Raw genomic sequence first — 18854 nt, 5'->3', positions numbered from 1 at the left:
CCCACGGGCTCGCAGTGGTCCGACTAGGGTGCTGGCCATGGATCGTGTCGCGGGGTCGTTGTACGGGTTGGCTTTTGGGGACGCTTTGGCGCGGCCCACGGAGTTCCTCACGGTCGCCAAGATCGAGGAGTGGTACGGGCCCACCGGTCCCAGCGACTTAGAGGGCGATCCTGCCCTGGTCACCGACGACACCCAGATGGCGCTGGCCGTGGCGTGGTCTCTGCGCGACATCGCCCCGAACTACACCGCGGCGGCGTTGGAACCCCGGCTGCGCGAACGGTTCGTGGAGTGGGCCTACAGCCCGGACAACAACCGGGCGCCGGGCAACACTTGTATGCGAGCGTGTGCGGGGTTGCGAGCCGGGCTTCCCTGGGGCGAGGCCACCGTCGTGAGCTCCAAGGGGTGCGGCGCCAACATGCGCGTCACGCCCATTGGCCTCATCCCGGACCTGCCGTACGAGCAGTTGGCTGCTATGTCCCAACTCCAGGCCGCCATGACCCACGGCCACCCCACCGCGCTCGCCGCGTCCGAGCTGACCGCGCTGGCGACCAGGCTCCTCATCGACGGGATGCAGTTGTCCGACATCCCCACCACCCTCCTGCACCGCTGCGCCCTCCGCCGCGAGGTCTACCTGCACGACTGGCTCGGCTCCCTCTGGCAGACCGCCCCCACGCCGTCCGCGTTCATCACCCAAGGCTGGGACGAGTGCGCCGCCGCGCTGCACCGCCTCCAGGAAGCCCTCACCCACCCCGACGACAACACCGACGCCTGCCTGGCCACCGGCGAGGGCTGGATCGCCGAGGAAGCCCTGGCCACGGCCCTCTACTGCGCCATCCGCCACCACGACAACCCCGTCGCCGCCATCACCCGAGCCGCCCGAACCAGCGGCGACTCCGACTCGATCGCCGCCCTGGCAGGCGCCTTCCTCGGCGCCACCCACGGCCTGGCCGCCTGGCCCACCACCTGGGTCAACCGCATCGAGTACGCGGACCAACTGGCCGCCTTGAGCCAGCCCGTGTGATCTTCGCGGTACGCCAGCGGGCTGGTCCGTGGTTACGGTGAACGCCATGAGCAGGCGACCTCTTGCGTTGATCACTGGTGCGTCGCGTGGCATTGGCGCTGCTGTCGCACGCGCGCTCGGGCACAGTCACGAGTTGCTGCTTGGCGGCCGGGATGGCGACGCGTTGCGGGAGCTGGCGGAGGAGTTGCCTGCGGCCACGCCGTGGGCGGTGGATCTCGCTGATGGGGCCGCGGTTGCCGCGGCGACGCGGGACATCGAGACGTTGGACGTACTCGTGCACTCGGCTGGGATCGTCGAACTGGGGGCGATCGCGGATGCCGGGGCGGAGGTGTGGCGGCGGCACTTCGAGGTCAACGTCATCGCGGTGGCCGAGTTGACCCGGTTGGTGCTGCCCGCACTGCGTGCCGCGAGGGGGCACGTCGTGGTGATCAACTCGGGCTCCGGGCGCTCCGCGAACCCGGGGCGAGGACCCTACGCGGCGAGCAAGTTCGCGGTGCGCGCGTTCGCGGACGTCTTGCGGGCCGAGGAACCGGAACTGCGGGTCACGACCGTTTACCCGGGCCAGACCGCCACCGACATGCAGCGGGGGATGCGCGCCGCCGAGGGCCGCGAGTTCGAGCCGGACAAGTACCTACGACCCGAATCCGTCGCGACAGCAGTGCACAACGCCATCACCACCACCGACGACGCGCATCCCACCGAACTCATCCTGCGCCCGCGCGCACACTGACCCGCGCCAAGGCCTCGGTTGGCTGACGTCGGTGGTGGTGTTGCCGCTGCCGACGGTCGCCAGCAGGGGGTAGGTCAGCTGGGAGTCGGGATAGTACTTCCACTGCCACGGCACCCAGTCGGCGCCGTTGGGGACCGCGGAGAACCTATGCTCCCGGCTGAGCCAGTAGGTCTTGGTGAAACCTCGTTGTGGGAGCGGGGATCACTTGCCGGAGTGGTCGATCACGTTGCCGTTGGAGCAGTTGTTGACGTGGTCGCTGACGTAGTCGCCCAGGACGGGGACGACGGCGACCTCCTGGAGGCAGACCGCGGCGGCTGTGAAGTTCCAGTTGTTGGCCGCGTTGACGCCGCCGCCGAAGTTGGTGTCGAGGTCGACGCCGACTGTGGGGCCGGACGCCATGGCTGGGGTGGTGATCAGCGCGGACAGGCCCGCGGCGAAAACAGCGGCGGCGGCGAAAGTCGTGCGTGCGGACACGAGACTCCTCTGAGTTCATCTGTTGTCACTGAGAGTAGCTGGCCCTCCGACCTCCGGACGACCTCCCGCGAACGGTCTACCGGTGGACGACAGGATCGCGTCGTAGCGACAGGCGAGGTTCAGCCGATCGGGAGTGGTCTCACCGATCGGGTGATGTCCCGCTCTTGCGTGGGGCCGCGCCGCCCCGGCTTGAACTGGTCTGAGTGCCGGGCAAGGTCGAGCAGCATGGCGTCCCGCTGAACACCAGGGACGCGACCCGATCCGGCGCCCGCTGGGTGAGCACCTCGGCGAGCATGCCGCCCGCCGACTGCCCCACCACGTGCGCCCGGTCGACCCCCTCGGCGTCCAAGAGCGCGACCAGGTCGTCGGCCAGCGAGGCCAAGGTCATGGCGGTGGGCGGGTAGTCGAGCGTGATCGTCCGGTACTCGCCGCGCAGGGCGAGCGCGAGATCCACCCAGCTGACCCCGACCCCCGCCCCTCCGGGCAACATAAACACGGACTCGCCCGCGCCGCCCGTGTAGTACCGCAGCCCGGCCAACTCCTTGGTGCCGTGGACCCGCCCGAACTCCGCCGCCCGCTGCTCAATCGTGCGCATTCCCCACCCTCCCAGACCACCCGCGGCGCGGTCCAAGAGTGCAAGGGTCGCGGCAGCAGGCTCCGCTACCTCTCTCTCGCCACGACCCTGTCCTCGCTCGCCGACCGGCTGGTCGCGCCCAGGGGCGCCGACGGTGCGGTGCGGGGCCAGGTCCAGGCCCAGCGCAGGATGATGACGAGAAGGATCACTTCCAGCGCGACGCCGAGGCCGTAGAAGAGGGTCCAGGGCTCGCCCACCACGTTGAACCCCGCGTAGGGGATCTGCACCGAGGCCACGACGAGGTTCGTGACCCGGTTGGCCCGGGCGGGCAGCGTCATCGACAGGACGACCATGAGGATTGGGATCGCCATGAGCACCAGGAACGTGGTCAACAGCGCCTGGCTGACCTCGAACTCCCAGACGCGGCCCGCCAGGATGTTGTCGACGACGCCGGGCTTGAAGAAGGCGATGATGTCCACATAGGCGTACAGGAACATGATGCTCGTCCACGCCGCGGCGATCTTGGCCTTCACCGGGATCCGAGGGTCATCCAGTGTGGATTGTGGTGTTCTCATCGTGGGCTCCGTTGTCGTGGTGAAAATCGGTAGGCCAACGATCTCCGAGCCTGGCGGCGGGCACATCGTTGTCGAGGCCGGACCCATCTCCGCCTTTGGGAGGGGCGGCGTCTCGTTCTTTCGGTCGGTACCCGGCGCCTCGGCGGTCCCTAGGCTGGGTGGGTGACCACCAACGCCCTGACCTCTCTGTGGACCGAGCCCCGCGCCACGGCCGCTCCCAAACGGGTGTCGCGTGACTGGGTGCTGGTCGGGGTGGCGGTGGTGGCGGCGCTACTTGAGGGAGTCCTCCGGGACGACGTCGCCTGGCGGCCGGTGGCGACGATCGTCGCGGTAGGACTCGCGCCGGTGCTGCTGTGGCGGCGTACCCACCCGTTGGCGTGCGTCCTGGTGGCCTTCGGCACCGCGATGGCGTTGGGACTGGCGAACCTGCTCGGCGTGGTCCCGAGGCTGGGGCTCGACACGATGGTCTACGTCCTCGTGCTCGTCTACGCGCTGGTCCGCTGGGGCTCGGGGCGCGAGATCGTGATCGGGCTGGCGGTGGTGGCGGTCGCCGCGGTGATCGGTACGGTCGCCGACTACACCGGGCCTGCCGACGTCATCGGCGGGTTCGCCGTCGTGGCGGCCGCGGCGGGCGGAGCGGCGTACCGCTACCGCGCCGAGAGCTGGCGCCGGGCGCTGGACCAGAGCCGCAGCGAGGAGCGGGTCGGCCTCGCGCGCGAGCTGCACGACATCGTGGCCCACCACGTCTCCGCGATCGCCGTGCAGGCGCAGGCGGGCCGGGCGATGGCCGGGCAGCGACCCGAGGCGGCGCTCGACGCGCTGGCGGCCATCGAGGGGGAGGCGTCGCGGACGCTCGCGGAGATGCGGGCGATGGTCCGGGTGCTGCGCGACGGGGCGCCCGCGGGGTACGCCCCGCAGCCCGGCGTCGCCGACCTGGTGTCCCTCGCCCGACGCGCCCCGGTCCCGGTCATCGACGTAGAGTTGCCGGATGACCTGGCCGAACTCCCGCCCCAGGTCGACGCGGCGGTCTACCGGCTGGCGCAAGAGGCGCTGACCAACGCCCTGCGGCACGCCCGCGACGCCTCGCGCGTGGAGATCCGGGTGGTAGCGGGTGCGGGAAGGCTGCGACTGCGCGTGACCGACGACGGACGGATCGACCCGGCACGGACGGTGAAACACGGCTTCGGGCTGCTGGGGATGACCGAGCGCGCGCACCTGCTCGGCGGCACGCTGCGTGCCGGGCCCGCGCCCGAGGGCGGGTGGGCGGTCGACGCCGAACTACCGACGGAGGTACCCCGATGACAGTGCGCGTGCTGGTGGCCGACGACCAGGACCTGGTGCGCACCGGCTTGTCGATGATCCTCGACGCGCAGCCCGACATCGAGGTCGTCGCCCAGGCCGCCGACGGCCACACCGCCGTCGAGCTGGCGCACCGGCTCCGCCCCGACGTGTGCCTGGTCGACATCCAGATGCCCGGGCTCGACGGCATCGAGGTGACCAAGCTCCTCGCGGGCCGCGCCGTCCCGGACCCGATCGCGGTAGTGGTGATCACGACCTTCGACCTCGACGAGTACATCCACGGCGCGCTCCGAGCAGGCGCCCGCGGCTTCCTGCTCAAGGACGCCGGGCCAGCGCTGCTCGTCCAAGCCGTCCACGCCGCAGCCATCGGCGACGCCCTGATCGCCCCGAACGTCACCCGACGGCTACTGGCCACCCTCGCCGCCAGAGAACCGTCAAGCCGACGGCCCCAACCGATCGAGCCACTCACCGAACGCGAGGAAGAGGTGCTGTCCCTGGTTGCCCGCGGCCGCACCAACGCCGAAATCGCCGCCGACCTGTTCATCGGCCTCACCACCGCCAAGACCCACGTCGCCAGCCTGCTGACCAAGATCGGCGCCCGGAACAGGGTCGAGATCGCGATGTGGGCCTACGACACCGGCCGCGTGGGGGACTGACCCGAACCTGGTCGGGCAGGCGCGGTCATCCTCCCACCGCCCTGGCCACGACCCGGCTTCACCGGGTGTCGCGGGCATCGACCGCCGACACCGCGACCCGCAGCGCCACCCACCCCAGTCACCACCACTAGGACCGGCGACGGCGCGGGGACCGTGCTGCCGAGTAGCCGCCAGAACTCACCGCTGGCGTCGGTGGGCACGCTCACGTGCACCGGTTGCGCCGCACGACGGGTGTGGATCATCCGACCGGTCGGGTGGGATCCGGGCAAGCTGGGTGGGTGGACGTGGAAGAGGTCAGCAGGCGGTTCGGGGTGGGCGCGGGCGTGTGGCTCGCGGGGCTGGGGGCGAGGTGGGGGCTTGAGGTGGGGGAGGTCTTCGCCAGTGGGGGGTCGTCTGTTGTGTTGCGGTGCCGGTGGGGTGACGGGCGGCGGGCGGTGCTCAAGGTGAGTCCGGATCGGGCGTTGTTGGGCAGGCAGGCGGAGATGCTGCGGGTGTTCGGGGCGTCGGGGCGGGTGCCTGCGGTGTTGGCGGTCGACGCGGAGGTGGGGGCGATGGTGCTGGAGGAGGTCGTCCCCGGTGCCGAGGCCGTGGACACGCCGTTGCTGCCGGGGCTGTGGGGGGACCTGCTTGCCGCGCTGCACGCCGTCAAGCCGCCCACGCGGTGGCCGTGGGACCTGCGTGGGCGGCTCGATGAGGCTTTCGTCCGGATCGGCAAGCGGCTGGCGGAACCGGAGATCGGGGCGCGGGTCGGCCTGGCCGCGTGGGAGCGGGCGGCACGGCGTTGTGGGGAGTTGCTGGACACCCAGACCCGCACGGTGCTGCTGCACGGCGATCTGCACCTCGGCAACGCGTTGGACGGCGGGACACGGGGGCTCGTCGCGATCGATCCGAAGGCGTGCGTGGGTGATCCGTGCTTCGATGCCGTCGACTACGTGGTGGACGGTGCCGGGCACGACGGCGTCGCGGCTCGCTGTGAGCGGGTGGCGAGCGCGTGTGGGCTTGATGGGGACAGGTTGTACGCCTGGAGTCGGGTGGTCGCGCCGATGTTGGTCATCTCGTACCTCACCCATGGCGGTCCGGAACGGGCGATCGACGAGCTGATCGGGCTCACGGCTTGCTGAGGACCAGGACCGCGTTCTGGCCGCCGAAGCCGAAGGAGTTGCTGACGGCCACCTCGGGGTTCGCCGAGCGAGCGGAACGGGCGACGTCGATGTCGATGGCCGGGTCGAGTGCTGTGAGGCCCGCGGTCGGGGGGATGACGCCGTGGTGGAGGGTAAGCGCGGTGAGGCAAGCCTCGATGGCCCCCGAGGCGCCAAGGGTGTGACCGGTGACGCCCTTGGTGGAGGTGACCACCGGCCGGGTTCCGAAGATCTTGCGGAGGGTCGTGGCCTCGGTGACGTCGCCTACAGGTGTAGACGTCGCGTGCGCATTGACGTGGTCCACCTCGTCCGGAAGGACTCCCGCGTCAGCCAAAGCAGTGTGGATGGCGGCAGCAGCACCGATGCCGTCGGGATGGGGTGTGGTGGCATGGTGAGCGTCAGCGGTGGCGCCGTGGCCGCGCAAGCGGGACCAGACCCGGGCGCCACGGGCGGTGGCGTCGGCCAACCGTTCCAGCACAAGGACTCCAGCGCCCTCCGCGATCACGAAGCCATCGCGAGACACGTCAAACGGACGAGAGGTTCCGCTGCGGGACAGGGCCTTCATCTTGGCGAACGACGAAACGATCGTAGGCGTCAAGCTGGCCTCAGCGCCCCCGGTGATGACGACATCGCAGGCACCAGAGCGGAGCAACGACATCGCGACACCGATGGCGGTGGCTCCGGAGGCGCAGGCGGTGGCGGTGGCGAAGTTGGGGCCGCGCGCGTTGTGGTCGATGGCGACGTACCCGGCCGCCATGTTCACCCCGAGCATGGGGATCAGCAGCGACGACACCTCGTTCGCCCCACCGTCGAACAGGTTGCGGTGCTCGCGCTCGAACGTCCCGATACCCCCGATCGCCGTCCCCAGCACCACGCCGACCCGGGCCCCGTCCCACGTCTTCGGGTCCAGCCCCGAGTCCGCGACCGCCGCCCGCGCCGCCGCCATGGCGAGTTGCTCGTACCGGTCGAGCCGCCACGCCAACCGCCTGCCGATCTCAGTGTCCACATCGAACCCCGGCACCCGGCAGTCGACGTCCACCGGCAGCCCGGCCAGCGCCGGGTCTGGTGCCGCCACCGACCGCCCCGCGAGCACGCCCGCCCACGTGCTCGCCACGTCCAGACCGGCGGGGGTGATCAACCCCATCCCGGTGATCGCCACCTCGGTCATCAGACGTGTGCTCTCTTGCCCGCGATGAGCGAGACGACGTCCTCCAGGGTGAAGTCCTTGGTGATCTCCTCCTCGTCGATGGCGACGCCGAACTCCTTCTCGGCGATCAGCGCGAACTCGACCAGGGCCAACGAGTCCACGTCCAGCTCGGCCAGGGTGACCCCGGGGCCGACCTCCTCCGCGGCGACGCCGAAGCTCGCCACCAGCACGGCGCGGACCTTCTCCAGGGTGATGGTCATGGGTGTCTCCTTCAGGCTTGGCCGACGGCGGGCCAGCGCAGGGCGGTGGAGCCCCAGGCCAGACCGCCGCCGAACGCGGTGAGCAGGACGTTGTCACCCGGCGCCAACGGGCCGCCGGACGAAGTGGGATCAGGGGCCAGGGCGTCGGCGATGGCCAGCGGGATGGACGCGGCGGAGGTGTTGCCGACCCGGTCGATGTTGCTGACCAGCCGCTGCCGGGGCAGGTCGACGGCGTCGGCGAGCGCGTCGAGGATGCGGCGGTTGGCCTGGTGCCCGACGAGCCAGTCCACGTCGTCGGCCCGCCACCCGCGCGCCTCGAGCACGGCCTGCGACGAGGTGGCCATCCGGCGCACCGCGTGCTGGAACGTCGCCTTGCCCTGCATGGCGAAGTACCGGTCGCCCGGCTCCGGTGCGGGGTCGCGCGACCCGCCTCCGGGGATCATGATCAGGTCTGCCAACTCTCCGTCGCTGCCCAGGTCGAACGGACCCAGCGCCCCGAGTTCAGCGGAATCGCCTGCCCGCAGGACGAATGCTCCCGCGCCATCGCCGAAGATCATGGCCGTGCCGCGATCAGCGGGGTCGAGGATGCTGGAGAACGTGTCCGCCCCGATCACCAACACCGACTCGGCCACCCGGGCCCCGATGAGCCCGGCCGACACAGCCAGGGCGTAGACGAACCCCGCGCACACGGCCCCGACATCGAACGCCGCGACGGGGCCAAGCCCCAGCCGAGCGGCGACCTCAGGCGCCGACGCCGGGCACAACCGGTCCGGTGTGGTCGTCGCCAACACCACAGCCCCGACCTCGGTGACCCCGGCGGACTTCAACGCCCGCTCGCCCGCCAACACCGCCAAGTCGACGGTCGAGGTCCCCGGCTCGACCCAGTGCCTGGTGCGCACCCCGGTGCGGGTGGCGATCCACTCCTCGGTCGTGTCCAGCCGCGCGGCCACCTCGGCGTTGGTCACGACCCGGGGCGGCACCCAGCCGCCGACCCCGGTCACCACCGCGGCGGTCATCCGACATCCAGTCCCATGTAGACCAACCGCTTGTGCTTCATGTCGTCCGCCCACCGCTCGGCCGCGTCCAAGCGCTCGTCGGGCGTCGTGTCGATCAGCCGCCGACCCGGCCAGATCTCGTAGTCGCCGACCACTGCCGCCTGCTCCAGCATGCCTTCCTGGAACAGTTGCTCGCGCCGCAGCACCATCTCGTGGGTCGGCAGTTGCGACCACAGCCGCATGCCCCGCTGGATCAGGTCCAGCACCCTCGGGCGCTCGTGCGGGTTGTCCAGCAGGTACTGCCGGGCGATCGCGGCGCCGACGGTGAGGTGGCGGATCTCGTCGATCCCCGCGCCCTTGTCGATGTCGGCGGCGGCCGGGTCCAGCGGTCGCCACTTGCGCTCGCTCAACTCCGCGGCGGGGGCTAGCGCGCCCTCCAGGATGATGGCCATCATCACCACGCCGCCGATGAAGTCCCGGTCGTCGCGCATGATCCGCAGCGCCATGTCCTCCAACGGCGCCAGTACACTGCCCAGGTAGGACCCGGCGAACCGGGGGATGGCCTCGGCGATCTCCGCCTCTGGTGTCCCCAGCGCGATGAGGTGCTGGCGGAAAACCATGGCGTGGCGGCATTCGTCGAACACCTGGGTCGTGTAGAACTCCATGGTGTCGGTGTCGGGCGCGATCGGCACCAGGTACGCCAGCCCCCTGGTCGCCTTCTCCTCGGCCACCGACCGGAACGCGTACTCCTGGGTGATCGCCTGCCACAGCGGCCCGGAGCGCATGTAGTCCGGCACGACCAGGTCCGGGGCGTGCCCGTCGAGCCTGCCGCGCAGCGTTCCCTCCGGCACCGCCGCCAACCAGTACCGCAGGGTGCAGTCCCGCGCGGTGAGTTCCAACTCCATCGCGCCGTCGATCAACGTGGGCGCGGTGTCCCAGTCGGCTTCTGTCGGGATCGTCATGGCTCCTCGCTCTGGAGAGGGTGCAGCGCACCGGCGTAGTACAGCAGCGGACGGCGCTCGGGATCGGCGCCGATCCCGGTCACACGGGCGACGACCAAGTCGTGATCACCGACTCGGATCACTTGGCTTGACAGGCAATCCAGCCAGCACACGGTGTCGGCAAGCCGGGGAACCCCCGCTGCCCCGGGAGTCCAGTCGATACCGTCGAACTGGTCGGTGCCCCGCTCCCGGCTGGCGAATCGGCGCGCGAGCGACCCCTGGTTCCCGGCCAGCACGTTGACGGTGAAGCCCGCACGCAACAGCTCCAACACCTTGCTGCCGCGCCGCAAGCACACCGACACCAGTGCTGGTTCGTGGGACAGGAAGCAGAACGCGCTGACGGTCGTCCCGCGCGCGGTGGGGCCGGAGCCCGCTGTCACCACCGACACCCCGGTGGGGAAGCGGCGCGCGACCGTCCACACCGCGTCGGTGAGCAGCCCGGTCAACTGGGCAGCGCGACCGCGGACGGCGCGGGTGCCGTCGGCGTGGTCGGGGTCTGCACCCGCTCCTCGAGCTGCGCGAACGCCGGGTGCGTGACGGGTTCGAAGGTCACCGAGAACGGCTTGAGGAAGTTGCCGAACAGCGCCCGGTCCCCGCACAGGTGGATCGGCAGCGCCAGCAGCGCCCACTCGGCGCCGAACTCCAGTGTCCACAGCAGAGCGACGGCGGCCTGGGTGACCAGGCTGTGCATCGAGTTGTAGAGGACGTAGAACACCTTGGAGATCTGCTTGGTCCGGCTGCGGTGGAACGCGATCGCGCCCGGGATGTAGCCGATGAGGTCGATGTAGAGGAACAGCCCGGCGAACACCCACCAGTTGATGGCGCCGATGTTGTCCACCAGCAGGTACAGGCTCAGCCCGAGTGCGGCGAGGTACTCCAGCCGGATCAGCCGGTAGGTGGTCTTGGAGTCGAACAGGTTGGCCGCGTCCACGGTCTCTCCTCAGCGGGTCAGGTCGGGCTGGGCACCGGCGGCGACGGGGTCGAGGTCGGCGAGCGCCGCACCGCCTTCGAGCACCTCGGCGGCACCGAAGAGCCCGCCGAGCACCTGGACGATGGCGCGCTTGATCACCCGCTCGGCGATGGGGTCCATCAGCCCGGACAGGCTCTCGATGCCGAAGTCGTAGGTCACCTCGAAGCGGACCTCGGCCCGCCCGTCGTCGGTCGCGCCGACCGACCAGGAGCCGCGGAAGTCGTCGAAGTCGCCGTCGGTCTGGGTGAACTCGATGCGCAGCGCGTCGGCGTCGAACACCTCGGTCTCGTGCCAGCGCATCAGCCCGCGCCGGAAGTTGACCTCCCAGGACGTCCCGGTCGGGCCGACGGCGACCTGGCGGACGTCGTCGGCGAACTCGGCGTAGCGCTCGAACGCGGCGATGCCGGAGTAGGCGGTCGCGGGGTCGGTCGGCACCCGGACCAGCAGGTGGATGCTGCGCATCGCGGCCTTTCGGTTCAGCGGGCGGCCGCGCGGGCGGCCGTCTCGTAGGCGTCGAACAGGACGAGCAGGTCGGTGTCGGTGAGCACCGCCGGTGGGGTCAGCCGCAGCACGCTGGGGGAGTTGAGCGAGTGGTTGGCGATCACGCCCGCGGACAGCAGTTCGATGAGCAGGTCACCCGCCATACCCGGCACGGTGAACTCCACACCGATGAGCAGGCCGGGCCCGCGCACCGGCAACACCCGGCCGCCGAACACGGACGCGTTGATCTCGGTCAGCCGCGAGGTGATCAGCTCACCGAGTTCAGCCGCGCGAGCGATCAGGCCGTCCTCGGTGATCGCCGTGATCGCGCCCTGAGCGGCGGCCATCGCCAGCGGGTTGCCGGAGAAGGTGGACGTGTGGATGAACGGGTCCTTGTCGAACGGCGCGAACGCCGCCGGGGTCGCCACCAGCGCCGACACCGGGACCACGCCACCGGAGAGCCCCTTGCCGACCAGCAGCACGTCCGGGGTCACCCCGACCAGGTCGGCGCCCCACCAGCGGCCCAGCCTGCCCATCCCGGTCTGGATCTCGTCGAGCACGAACAACGCGCCGTGCTCGTCGCACAACCGCCGCACCTCGGGCAGGTAACTCGCGGGCGGCACGACCACCCCGGCCTCGCCCTGCACCGGCTCCACCACGACGCACGCCTCGCCCGGTCGCGCCCGCAACGCGATCTCCAGGGCGTCGGTGTCGCCGAACGGCACGTGCGTGACGTCGGGCAGCAGCGGGCGGAACGGCGCCTGGAACAGGTCGCGGGCGGTGAGGCTGAGCGCGCCGGTGGTCTTGCCGTGGTAGCCGTTGACCATCGAGATCAGGTGCCGTTTGCCCTGCGCCCTGGCCAGCTTGATGGCGGCTTCCACGACCTCCGCGCCCGATCCGGCGAAGAACACCCGCTCCAGCCCGGCCGGGGCGATCCCGACCAGCGCCTCGGCGGCCTTGGCCTGCTCCGGTTCGAGCAACAGCCGCGACGCGATGGGGTTGGTGTTGAGCTGGCGGGTGACCTCGGCGACCACGCGCGGGTGCCGGGCGCCCATCAGGAACACGCCGTAGCCGCCGCAGTTGAGCAGCGACCGGCCGGACGCGGTCCGCAGCCACGCGCCCTCGGCGGAGACCTCCACGTCGCCGCCGAACATCTCACCGAGCGCGGCCCGGCCCTTGCTCAGGTAGCGCCGGTACTTGTCCGCCAGGTCCGGCGGCGCGGTCGGTCCGTTGAGGACGGTCACTGGACCACCAGCGGCTCACCGGCGTAGTAGCCGAGCAGGCCGTCGATCATGCTGGTGCGTGACGGCGGGTGGAACGCGACGGCCTGGGCGGCCGCGGACAGGTAGGCCACGTCCGAGGACCCCACGAAAGCCATGCCGCCCAGCAGCTCCACCGCCTCGCCGACGGTCGTGCGCACCAGCTCCTGCACGGTGAACCGGGTCGCGAGCGAGGTGGCCAGGGTGTCGTTGTCGACCTCGCCGTCCATCACCCGCCGCGCCAAGCCCTCGACCAGCGCCGCCGCCGACTCGATCCGCACCGCCAACGCCGCCCGGTCCGCCGCCGCACCGCGCTTGGCGTCGAGCACCCGCTGCACCAGCGCGCTGGCGATCCCCGTGTACGTCGCGCACACGGTCATCTCGAACCAGATCAGCCCCACCTGCTGCAGCTCGCTCAGCTCGGCGAGCAGGTCGGCCGGGGGTTGCAGGATCTGCGCGTCGGTGACCTCGACGTCGGTCAGCCGCACCTCGTCGCTCTGCGCCCCGGCCAGCGCGAAGCTGCCCCAGAACGGAACGACCTCGATGCCGGGGGTGGTGGCGGGCAGCATCAGGAAGCCCATCTCCACCGAGCCGTCCTCCCGGCGCATGCCGACGCTGCCGGTGAACAGGTCCATCGACCGCGACAGGCTGCACGGCTTCTTCGACCCCGACACCAGGTAGCCGCCCGCCGTGGGCCGCGCCTCCATGGTCGGCGACAGGATGCCCTGCTCGGTGCGCCCTTCGGCGAACCCGGACGCCACCAGCCAGCGGTTGCGGGCGATCTGGCGCAGCAACGCGTCGTCGAGGTCGGTGCCCGCCCCGAACGTCTCGGCGACGCCGAACAGGGTGCCGACGGAGAAGTGGTGCATCGCGGTCGCCACCGCCATCGACGGCGCCACCGCGGCCAGCGCGCGCACGACCCTCGCCGCCTGCAACGCGGTGGCGTCCAGGCCACCGTAGGCCGCGGGGACGACCAGGTTGGTGCCGCCGTGCTCGCGGAACAGCTCGATCGCGGGGTTCTTCTCGCTCTCCAGCTCGGCCAGCGGGATCTCGGCGAGGGCGTCGAGCAGTCCGGGCAGCAGCTCCTCGCAGGTGAGCCGGTCAGCCTCCATGAACCGCATGGGTTTGCCTTCCTGTGCGGAATCGGGTGTACGCGTCGAAGACCGCCGCGCGGGGGTGGACACCGACGGCCACGCTCACCCCTTGGAGCCGGGTGGTGCGCAGCATCGGGTAGTTGGCCTCGCCGAACGCGCCGCCGGTGCGACCGGGGCCGCCGTGGGTGGGCAGGAACGGCAGGAAGCCGATGTGCGAGTCGTTGACCTTGAGCAGGCCGCACCGGGTGACGCTGGTGAGGAACCGCTCGATGACGTCGGGGTCGCGCGCCCACAGCGAGTTGCGCAGCCCGTAGGGGTTCGCGGTGACGTGCGCCAGCATCGCCGCCAGCACCTCGGCGTCGGTGCCCGGCTCGCACACCACCACCGGCAGCAGCGGGAAGAACGTCTCGTGCCGGACGGCGTCGATCTCGTCCGCCCGGTCGAGCCCGTCGATCCGCAGCACGGTGGGTTCAAGGAACAGGCCGGTGTCGGACGGTGTCCCGTCGGTCTCCAACCTGCGCGCGCCGTGCACCACGGTCGCGCCCTTGGCTAGAGCGTCGCGGACGAAGGTGAAGAACCGCTCCCCGCGCAGCACCGGGGAGAGCAGCACGCCCTCGTCCTCCGGCGCGCCGGGGCGGATCTCGGCGGCGGCGACCCGCAGCCGGTCGAACAGCTCGTCGGCCACGTCGGGGTGGACGAGGACCTGGTTGGGCACCATGCAGATCTGCCCGGACCCGAAGAAGCACTCGGCGAGCGCCTCGGTCGCCAGGGCCAGGTCGGCGTCGCGCCAGACCACCACGCAGTCGTTGCCCGCCAGCTCCAGGATGACCTTGGTGCCGTGCCGGGCGGCGTCCTGTTCGAGCTGGAACCCGGTCTCGACGCTCCCGGTGTAGAAGATGGTGTCGACGTCCGGGCTGGCCAGCCAGTGCTTGATCACCGGACTCGGCCGCGCGCACAGCACGTTCAGCGTGCCGGGGGGCGCGCCGAGCTCGTCGAGTACCGGCACGACCAGCTCCCGCAGTGCGTACATCACCCCGAGCGGGGCGCTGCGCGGTGCCCGGACGATGACGGCGTTGCCGGAGAGCAGGGCGGTGACACCGAACAGTGCACTGGCGGCCGGGGCGTTCTGGGGCGGATTGACCGCGACGACGCCGTCCGGGACGCGGCGCAGGGTGAGGGTGCGCGGACCGAGCTGGGTGGTGTGTTCCAGTTGGCTGGCGCAGAAGTTGACGGTGATCTCGCCGAACGCGTCGAACAGGCCCGCGACCTGCCACTCGGCCAGCGCCCGGGGCGTGCCCTCGGCGATGAGGACGTCGACGAACTCCTCGTGCCGGTCCTCCAGCCGCGCGCGGATGCCCGCCGCCAGCGCCAACCGGGTCGACAGTGGTGTCGCGGCCCAGATCGGGGCGGCGGCCGCGGCGGCTGCTGTCGCGGCGTGGACGGTCGCCTCGTCGGCGCCCGCGACCCGACCGACGACCACGTCGGTCGCCTCCGTCGGGTCCACCGCGCCCTGGTCGAGTCGGCGCTTGAGGGTCAGTGCCGAGAACACGTCGGCCAGCACCGCCGACGTCGACACCGTGTGGACGTAGCGGTCCGACGGCACCGCCGTGCCCGCGACATACGAGTCGTACGTCGTCACCGGTCGCACCATTCCCCCTTGGGTCAAACTCGGCGAATCGAGTGAATCGGGACGAAAAATAACAGCGCTCACCGATAAGTCGCTGACGTGACCCTGATTGCTGACCGGCGGCTGACACTAGCCCTTTCGCTGCTTTTCGCCGGATCGCCGCCGTGCCTAGCATGGGTCGCGGCCCGCCAGGGTCGACGGCGATTCCGCCACCGAATCCTTTCCGCGAGGGGAGCGGCCCATGACGTCCGCGATCACCATCGCCGACCTGACCGACCTCCCGGCCGTGGAACGCGGGGAGGCGCTGGAGGAGGTGCTCGCGCCCCGGTTCCGCGCCGCGCTGCTGATGACCGAGGACGACGACCTCCCGCCGGACCGCAGCTTCTTCGACCTCGGGCTGACCTCCCTGGGCCTGACGGACCTCAAGCAGGACATCGAAGGCCTGCTGGGCTGCGAGATCGACGCGACCGTCCTGTTCAACAGCCCGACGCTGGAGAGCCTCATCGGCTACCTCGCCGACCTCGCCGAGCGGGTGGCGGCCCAGTGACGACCCAGGACCTGGCCGACGTGGTGCGCCGCCAACAGGCGCTGATCGAGCGGTTGCGGCGGGAGCGGCACGAGCCGATCGCCATCGTGGGAATGGGACTCCGGTTCCCCGGCGACAACGACACCCCGGCCGCGCTCGCGGACTTCCTGGACGTCGGCGGAGTCGGCACCGGGCCATTCCCGACCGACCGCTGGAACGCTTCCGCTTTCGGCGTCGACGGCACCGAGAAAGGGAAGATCCATTCGGCCGGTGGCGGTTTCCTGACCGGCATCGACGAATTCGACGCCACCTTCTTCGCGATCTCGCCGAAAGAGGCGCGGTGTCTCGACCCCCAGCAGCGGCTCGTGCTGGAGACCGCGTGGACCGCGCTGGAGCACGCCAACATCGACCCGACCCGGCTGCGCCACGGCACGGGCGGCGTCTACTTCGGCGTCAGCTCGCTGGACTACGCGTTGGAGCTGTCCTCGGTCGCGGACGAGGACATGGACGGCTACCTCGCCGCTGGTGTCCTGCACGCCAGCGTGTCCGGCAGGCTTTCCTACACCCTGGGCCTGCGCGGTCCGTCCATCACGCTCGACACCGCGTGCTCCGCGTCCCTGGTCGCGTTGCACCTCGCGGTACAAGCGCTGCGCGGCGGCGAGTGCGAGATAGCCCTGGCTGGCGGAGTCAACGCCATTCACCACCCCCTCAGCACAGCGCTGCTCTCGGACATGCAGGCTCTAGCTGCCGACGGCCGGTGCAAGACGTTCGACGAGTCCGCCGACGGCTACGCGCGCAGCGAGGGCTGCGGTGTCCTGGTCCTCAAGAGACTCTCCGACGCCGAGCGTGACGGCGACAAGATCCTGGCTCTAGTACGGGGGAGTGCCGTCCGGCAAGACGGCGAGAGCGCCGGTCTTACCGCTCCCAACGGCACCGCGCAGGTAGCCCTGATCCGCGCCGCGCTCGCCAACGCGACCCTCACCCCCGCCGACATCTCTTACGTGGAGGCTCACGGCACCGGTACACCCTTGGGCGACCCGATCGAGCTGGCCGCCCTCGCGGAGGTCTTCAGCGACCACACGCGGGAGAACCCGCTGCGGGTCGCCTCGGTGAAGACCAACCTCGGCCACATGGAGACGGCGGCGGGCGTCGGCGGCGTGATCAAGACCGTCCTCCAGTTGCAGCGGGCCACGATCTACCCGCACCTCAACCTGGACCGCCCGTCGGGCCGGATCCCGTGGGACAGCTACCCGATCGAGATCCCGGCGAAGTCGGGCCCGTGGGAGGCGCCGGTCCGACGCGCGGTGGTCAACTCCTTCGGCTTCGCGGGCACCATCGCCTCCGTCGTGCTTGAGCAGGCACCAGTTCACGAGCCTGAACAGCGCGACCCCGGCACCGGCGGCGTGTTCACCCTCTCCGCGAAGTCGGCGACCGCCCTGGCCGACCAGATCACCCGCTACCGGGCCCTGCTCGACCAACGACCCGATCTCGCCGACCTCTGCTACACCACCAACGTCGGCCGCGCCCACTTCCGGCACCGCGTCTCGGGCGTCGTGCGCGACCACGCTGACCTCGCCGCCCTGTTGGACCGGGCCGCCACCACCGAGTCGGTCGCCGTCACCAACCGCAAGGTCGGGTTTCTGTTCACCGGTCAAGGCGCTCAGTACCCCGGCATGGCCGCCGCGCCCTACCGCGACCACCCTGCGTTCGCCGCCGCGCTGGACGAGTGCGACGCCGCGCTCACCCCGCTGGTCGGCCGCTCCATCAAGGACCTGGTCCTCGACGAGACCGCCACGGGACTGGACGAGACCCGCTTCACCCAGCCCGCGCTGTTCGCCGTCGAGTACGCCATGGCCCGGCTGTGGCTGTCGTGGGGCGTGCGGCCGACCATCCTTGTCGGCCACAGCGTGGGCGAGGTCGTCGCGGCCGCCATCGCGGGCCTGTTCGACTTGGCCGACGCCGCCAAACTCGTCGCGGCCAGGGGACGGCTCATGGGCGCGGTCAGTACCCCCGGCGGCATGGTGTCTGTGCCTCTACCCGCCGACGAACTCGCCGAACTCATCGCCGGTTACCCCGACCTCGCCGTGGCCGCGATCAACGCACCTGGCCAGTCAGTGCTATCCGGTGGTGAAGCTGCTCTTACCGCCGTCACCGCCGCCCTGGTCGAACGTGGCGTGGATGCCAAGAGGCTCACCGTCTCCCACGCGTTCCACTCACCGCTCATGACCGAGGTGGTCGACGAGTTCCGCGCCGCGATCGCCGACATCACCTTCCAGCGCCCCGAACTCACCCTGGTCTCCACCGTCACCGGCCAGGTCGCGAAGTGGCGGGATCTGGCGCAGGTCGACTACTGGGTGCGCCAGATCGGTGCCCCCGTCGACTACCTCGCCGCCATGCGCGCGGTCCACAAGCGCGGCAAGCACGTGTTCATCGAGGTCGGCCCCGGGTCGACCCTCACCTCGCTGGGCAAGCGCTGCGTCGAGCCCAAGGACCACGCCTGGCTCACCACCCTGCGCCGCACCGACCCCACAGCCGTCACCGCCGCCCTGGCCAAGGCCTACACCGCGGGTCTCACCCCGGCCTGGGCGCAGGTCCACGCGGGCACCCGCCGCGCGCTGGTCGACCTGCCCACCTACCCGTTCGAACGCAAGTCCCACTGGCTCCCCACCGGCACCCGCCACCCCGTCGAGCAGGCCCCCGCCGCCGCTCGCGCCGCCAAGGTCGAAGCCCCGTTCGACCCCACCCCGCTGGCCGACCCGGACACCCGGCAACCCGCCATCGAGGGCCTGATCCGCCGCGTCCTCGCGAGCGCCATGGACTTCACCCACCCCGACGAGATCAGCCCGGACGCCGAGTTCACCGACCTGGGCATCGACTCGCTGGTCGCCGCCGAACTGCGCGCCGCGCTCACCGCCGCCCTCCCGGTCCCGTGCCCGGCGGCCGCCGTGTTCGACCACCCCACCGCCCGCGGGCTGGCCAGGTTCCTCGCCGACCAGTTCACCCCGCCCGAGCAGAACGGATAGCGCC

20 protein-coding genes are annotated in these 18854 nt (G+C 71.0%); 7 read left to right on the top strand and 13 right to left on the bottom strand.

Translation table 11 applies throughout. The annotated features are described in order from the left end of the window. Window positions 1–37: 37 nt before the first annotated feature. Window positions 38–1021: an ADP-ribosylglycohydrolase family protein gene (locus tag LV79_RS16610; RefSeq protein ID WP_253837652.1), complete on the top strand. Its 984-nt coding sequence runs from the start codon at window positions 38–40 to the stop codon at window positions 1019–1021. A 46-nt stretch (window positions 1022–1067) separates the two neighbouring features. After that, complete coding sequence (locus LV79_RS16605; protein ID WP_253837642.1) at window positions 1068–1751, top strand: SDR family oxidoreductase; 684 nt, start codon at window positions 1068–1070, stop codon at window positions 1749–1751. Between the two features lie 201 nt (window positions 1752–1952). On the opposite strand, the gene LV79_RS16600 is transcribed toward LV79_RS16605, so the two are convergent. From LV79_RS16600 to LV79_RS16590, 3 genes are all read right to left on the bottom strand, one after another. Next, entirely contained in the window at window positions 1953–2225 is a 273-nt protein-coding gene (locus tag LV79_RS16600; protein ID WP_253837640.1) for a hypothetical protein, read from the bottom strand. A gap of 139 nt (window positions 2226–2364) precedes the next feature. Then, on the bottom strand, window positions 2365–2820 hold the full coding sequence (locus tag LV79_RS16595; protein ID WP_253837632.1) for an alpha/beta fold hydrolase: 456 nt from the start codon (window positions 2818–2820) through the stop codon (window positions 2365–2367). A gap of 65 nt (window positions 2821–2885) precedes the next feature. Next, window positions 2886–3374 carry a DUF6326 family protein gene (locus LV79_RS16590; RefSeq protein WP_253837630.1) on the bottom strand — a complete coding sequence of 163 codons (489 nt, stop codon included), beginning with the start codon at window positions 3372–3374 and terminating at the stop codon, window positions 2886–2888. 162 nt (window positions 3375–3536) lie between these two features. On the opposite strand from LV79_RS16590, the gene LV79_RS16585 reads away from it, so the two are divergent. The 3 genes from LV79_RS16585 to LV79_RS16575 all read left to right on the top strand — a co-directional run bounded on the left by LV79_RS16585 (window position 3537) and on the right by LV79_RS16575 (window position 6450). Then, window positions 3537–4676 (top strand): sensor histidine kinase, encoded by a 1140-nt coding sequence (locus LV79_RS16585; protein WP_253837628.1) that lies wholly within the window; start codon window positions 3537–3539, stop codon window positions 4674–4676. Next, window positions 4673–5329 carry a response regulator gene (locus tag LV79_RS16580; protein WP_253837626.1) on the top strand — a complete coding sequence of 219 codons (657 nt, stop codon included), beginning with the start codon at window positions 4673–4675 and terminating at the stop codon, window positions 5327–5329. Before LV79_RS16585 ends, LV79_RS16580 begins: the two co-directional genes overlap by 4 nt. Window positions 5330–5607: 278 nt before the next feature. Further along, entirely contained in the window at window positions 5608–6450 is an 843-nt protein-coding gene (locus tag LV79_RS16575) for an aminoglycoside phosphotransferase family protein (RefSeq protein ID WP_253837624.1), read from the top strand. Here LV79_RS16575 and LV79_RS16570 read toward each other — a convergent pair. The 10 genes from LV79_RS16570 to LV79_RS16525 are packed head-to-tail and all read right to left on the bottom strand — an operon-like array spanning window position 6437 to window position 15313. After that, complete coding sequence (locus LV79_RS16570) at window positions 6437–7636, bottom strand: beta-ketoacyl-[acyl-carrier-protein] synthase family protein (RefSeq protein ID WP_253837622.1); 1200 nt, start codon at window positions 7634–7636, stop codon at window positions 6437–6439. The two genes, LV79_RS16575 and LV79_RS16570, sit on opposite strands and share 14 nt — an antisense overlap. After that, window positions 7636–7875 carry an acyl carrier protein gene (locus tag LV79_RS16565; RefSeq protein ID WP_253837620.1) on the bottom strand — a complete coding sequence of 80 codons (240 nt, stop codon included), beginning with the start codon at window positions 7873–7875 and terminating at the stop codon, window positions 7636–7638. Before LV79_RS16565 ends, LV79_RS16570 begins: the two co-directional genes overlap by 1 nt. An 11-nt stretch (window positions 7876–7886) precedes the next feature. Beyond that, a complete protein-coding gene (locus LV79_RS16560) occupies window positions 7887–8891 on the bottom strand; it encodes a beta-ketoacyl-ACP synthase III (protein WP_253837618.1) in 1005 nt (334 codons plus the stop codon). Then, entirely contained in the window at window positions 8888–9832 is a 945-nt protein-coding gene (locus LV79_RS16555; RefSeq protein ID WP_253837616.1) for a VlmB-like protein, read from the bottom strand. The genes LV79_RS16560 and LV79_RS16555 overlap by 4 nt, the downstream gene beginning before the upstream one ends. After that, window positions 9829–10317, bottom strand: coding sequence for a flavin reductase family protein (locus LV79_RS16550; protein WP_253837614.1), 489 nt, complete (start codon window positions 10315–10317; stop codon window positions 9829–9831). The genes LV79_RS16555 and LV79_RS16550 overlap by 4 nt, the downstream gene beginning before the upstream one ends. Further along, window positions 10314–10802, bottom strand: a complete 489-nt coding sequence (locus tag LV79_RS16545) for a hypothetical protein (RefSeq protein WP_253837612.1) — start codon at window positions 10800–10802, stop codon at window positions 10314–10316. Before LV79_RS16545 ends, LV79_RS16550 begins: the two co-directional genes overlap by 4 nt. A 9-nt stretch (window positions 10803–10811) precedes the next feature. Then, window positions 10812–11303 carry a type II toxin-antitoxin system RatA family toxin gene (locus LV79_RS16540; protein ID WP_253837610.1) on the bottom strand — a complete coding sequence of 164 codons (492 nt, stop codon included), beginning with the start codon at window positions 11301–11303 and terminating at the stop codon, window positions 10812–10814. Window positions 11304–11317: 14 nt separating this feature from the next. Then, window positions 11318–12565 carry an aspartate aminotransferase family protein gene (locus LV79_RS16535; protein WP_253837608.1) on the bottom strand — a complete coding sequence of 416 codons (1248 nt, stop codon included), beginning with the start codon at window positions 12563–12565 and terminating at the stop codon, window positions 11318–11320. Continuing rightward, entirely contained in the window at window positions 12562–13701 is a 1140-nt protein-coding gene (locus LV79_RS16530) for an acyl-CoA dehydrogenase family protein (protein WP_253837606.1), read from the bottom strand. The genes LV79_RS16535 and LV79_RS16530 overlap by 4 nt, the downstream gene beginning before the upstream one ends. Next, window positions 13682–15313, bottom strand: coding sequence for an aldehyde dehydrogenase family protein (locus LV79_RS16525; RefSeq protein ID WP_253837605.1), 1632 nt, complete (start codon window positions 15311–15313; stop codon window positions 13682–13684). Before LV79_RS16525 ends, LV79_RS16530 begins: the two co-directional genes overlap by 20 nt. A 229-nt stretch (window positions 15314–15542) precedes the next feature. Here LV79_RS16525 and LV79_RS16520 point away from each other — a divergent pair, with 229 nt between their 5' ends. Beyond that, window positions 15543–15848 carry an acyl carrier protein gene (locus LV79_RS16520; RefSeq protein WP_253837603.1) on the top strand — a complete coding sequence of 102 codons (306 nt, stop codon included), beginning with the start codon at window positions 15543–15545 and terminating at the stop codon, window positions 15846–15848. Beyond that, window positions 15845–18850, top strand: coding sequence for a type I polyketide synthase (locus LV79_RS16515; RefSeq protein WP_253837600.1), 3006 nt, complete (start codon window positions 15845–15847; stop codon window positions 18848–18850). The genes LV79_RS16520 and LV79_RS16515 overlap by 4 nt, the downstream gene beginning before the upstream one ends. The last annotated feature ends 4 nt before the right edge of the window (window positions 18851–18854 follow it).

Origin of the sequence: Actinokineospora globicatena (genome assembly GCF_024171945.1) — a bacterium.
Taxonomy (GTDB): Bacteria; Actinomycetota; Actinomycetes; order Mycobacteriales; family Pseudonocardiaceae; genus Actinokineospora; species Actinokineospora globicatena.
The sequence above is the reverse complement of the archived record's forward strand: the minus strand, read 5'-3'. Positions and strand labels throughout refer to the sequence as shown.

Excerpts from the sequence above, each read along its gene's own strand:
- LV79_RS16580 (WP_253837626.1), top strand. The coding sequence starts at position 4,673 with ATGACAGTGCGCGTGCTGGTGGCCGACGACCAGGACCTGGTGCGCACC.
- LV79_RS16590 (WP_253837630.1), bottom strand. The coding sequence starts at position 3,374 with ATGAGAACACCACAATCCACACTGGATGACCCTCGGATCCCGGTGAAG.
- LV79_RS16530 (WP_253837606.1), bottom strand. The coding sequence starts at position 13,701 with ATGCGGTTCATGGAGGCTGACCGGCTCACCTGCGAGGAGCTGCTGCCC.
- LV79_RS16570 (WP_253837622.1), bottom strand. The coding sequence starts at position 7,636 with ATGACCGAGGTGGCGATCACCGGGATGGGGTTGATCACCCCCGCCGGT.
- LV79_RS16540 (WP_253837610.1), bottom strand. The coding sequence starts at position 11,303 with ATGCGCAGCATCCACCTGCTGGTCCGGGTGCCGACCGACCCCGCGACC.
- LV79_RS16565 (WP_253837620.1), bottom strand. The coding sequence starts at position 7,875 with ATGACCATCACCCTGGAGAAGGTCCGCGCCGTGCTGGTGGCGAGCTTC.
- LV79_RS16555 (WP_253837616.1), bottom strand. The coding sequence starts at position 9,832 with ATGACGATCCCGACAGAAGCCGACTGGGACACCGCGCCCACGTTGATC.
- LV79_RS16560 (WP_253837618.1), bottom strand. The coding sequence starts at position 8,891 with ATGACCGCCGCGGTGGTGACCGGGGTCGGCGGCTGGGTGCCGCCCCGG.
- LV79_RS16520 (WP_253837603.1), top strand. The coding sequence starts at position 15,543 with ATGACGTCCGCGATCACCATCGCCGACCTGACCGACCTCCCGGCCGTG.
- LV79_RS16595 (WP_253837632.1), bottom strand. The coding sequence starts at position 2,820 with ATGCGCACGATTGAGCAGCGGGCGGCGGAGTTCGGGCGGGTCCACGGC.
- LV79_RS16610 (WP_253837652.1), top strand. The coding sequence starts at position 38 with ATGGATCGTGTCGCGGGGTCGTTGTACGGGTTGGCTTTTGGGGACGCT.
- LV79_RS16605 (WP_253837642.1), top strand. The coding sequence starts at position 1,068 with ATGAGCAGGCGACCTCTTGCGTTGATCACTGGTGCGTCGCGTGGCATT.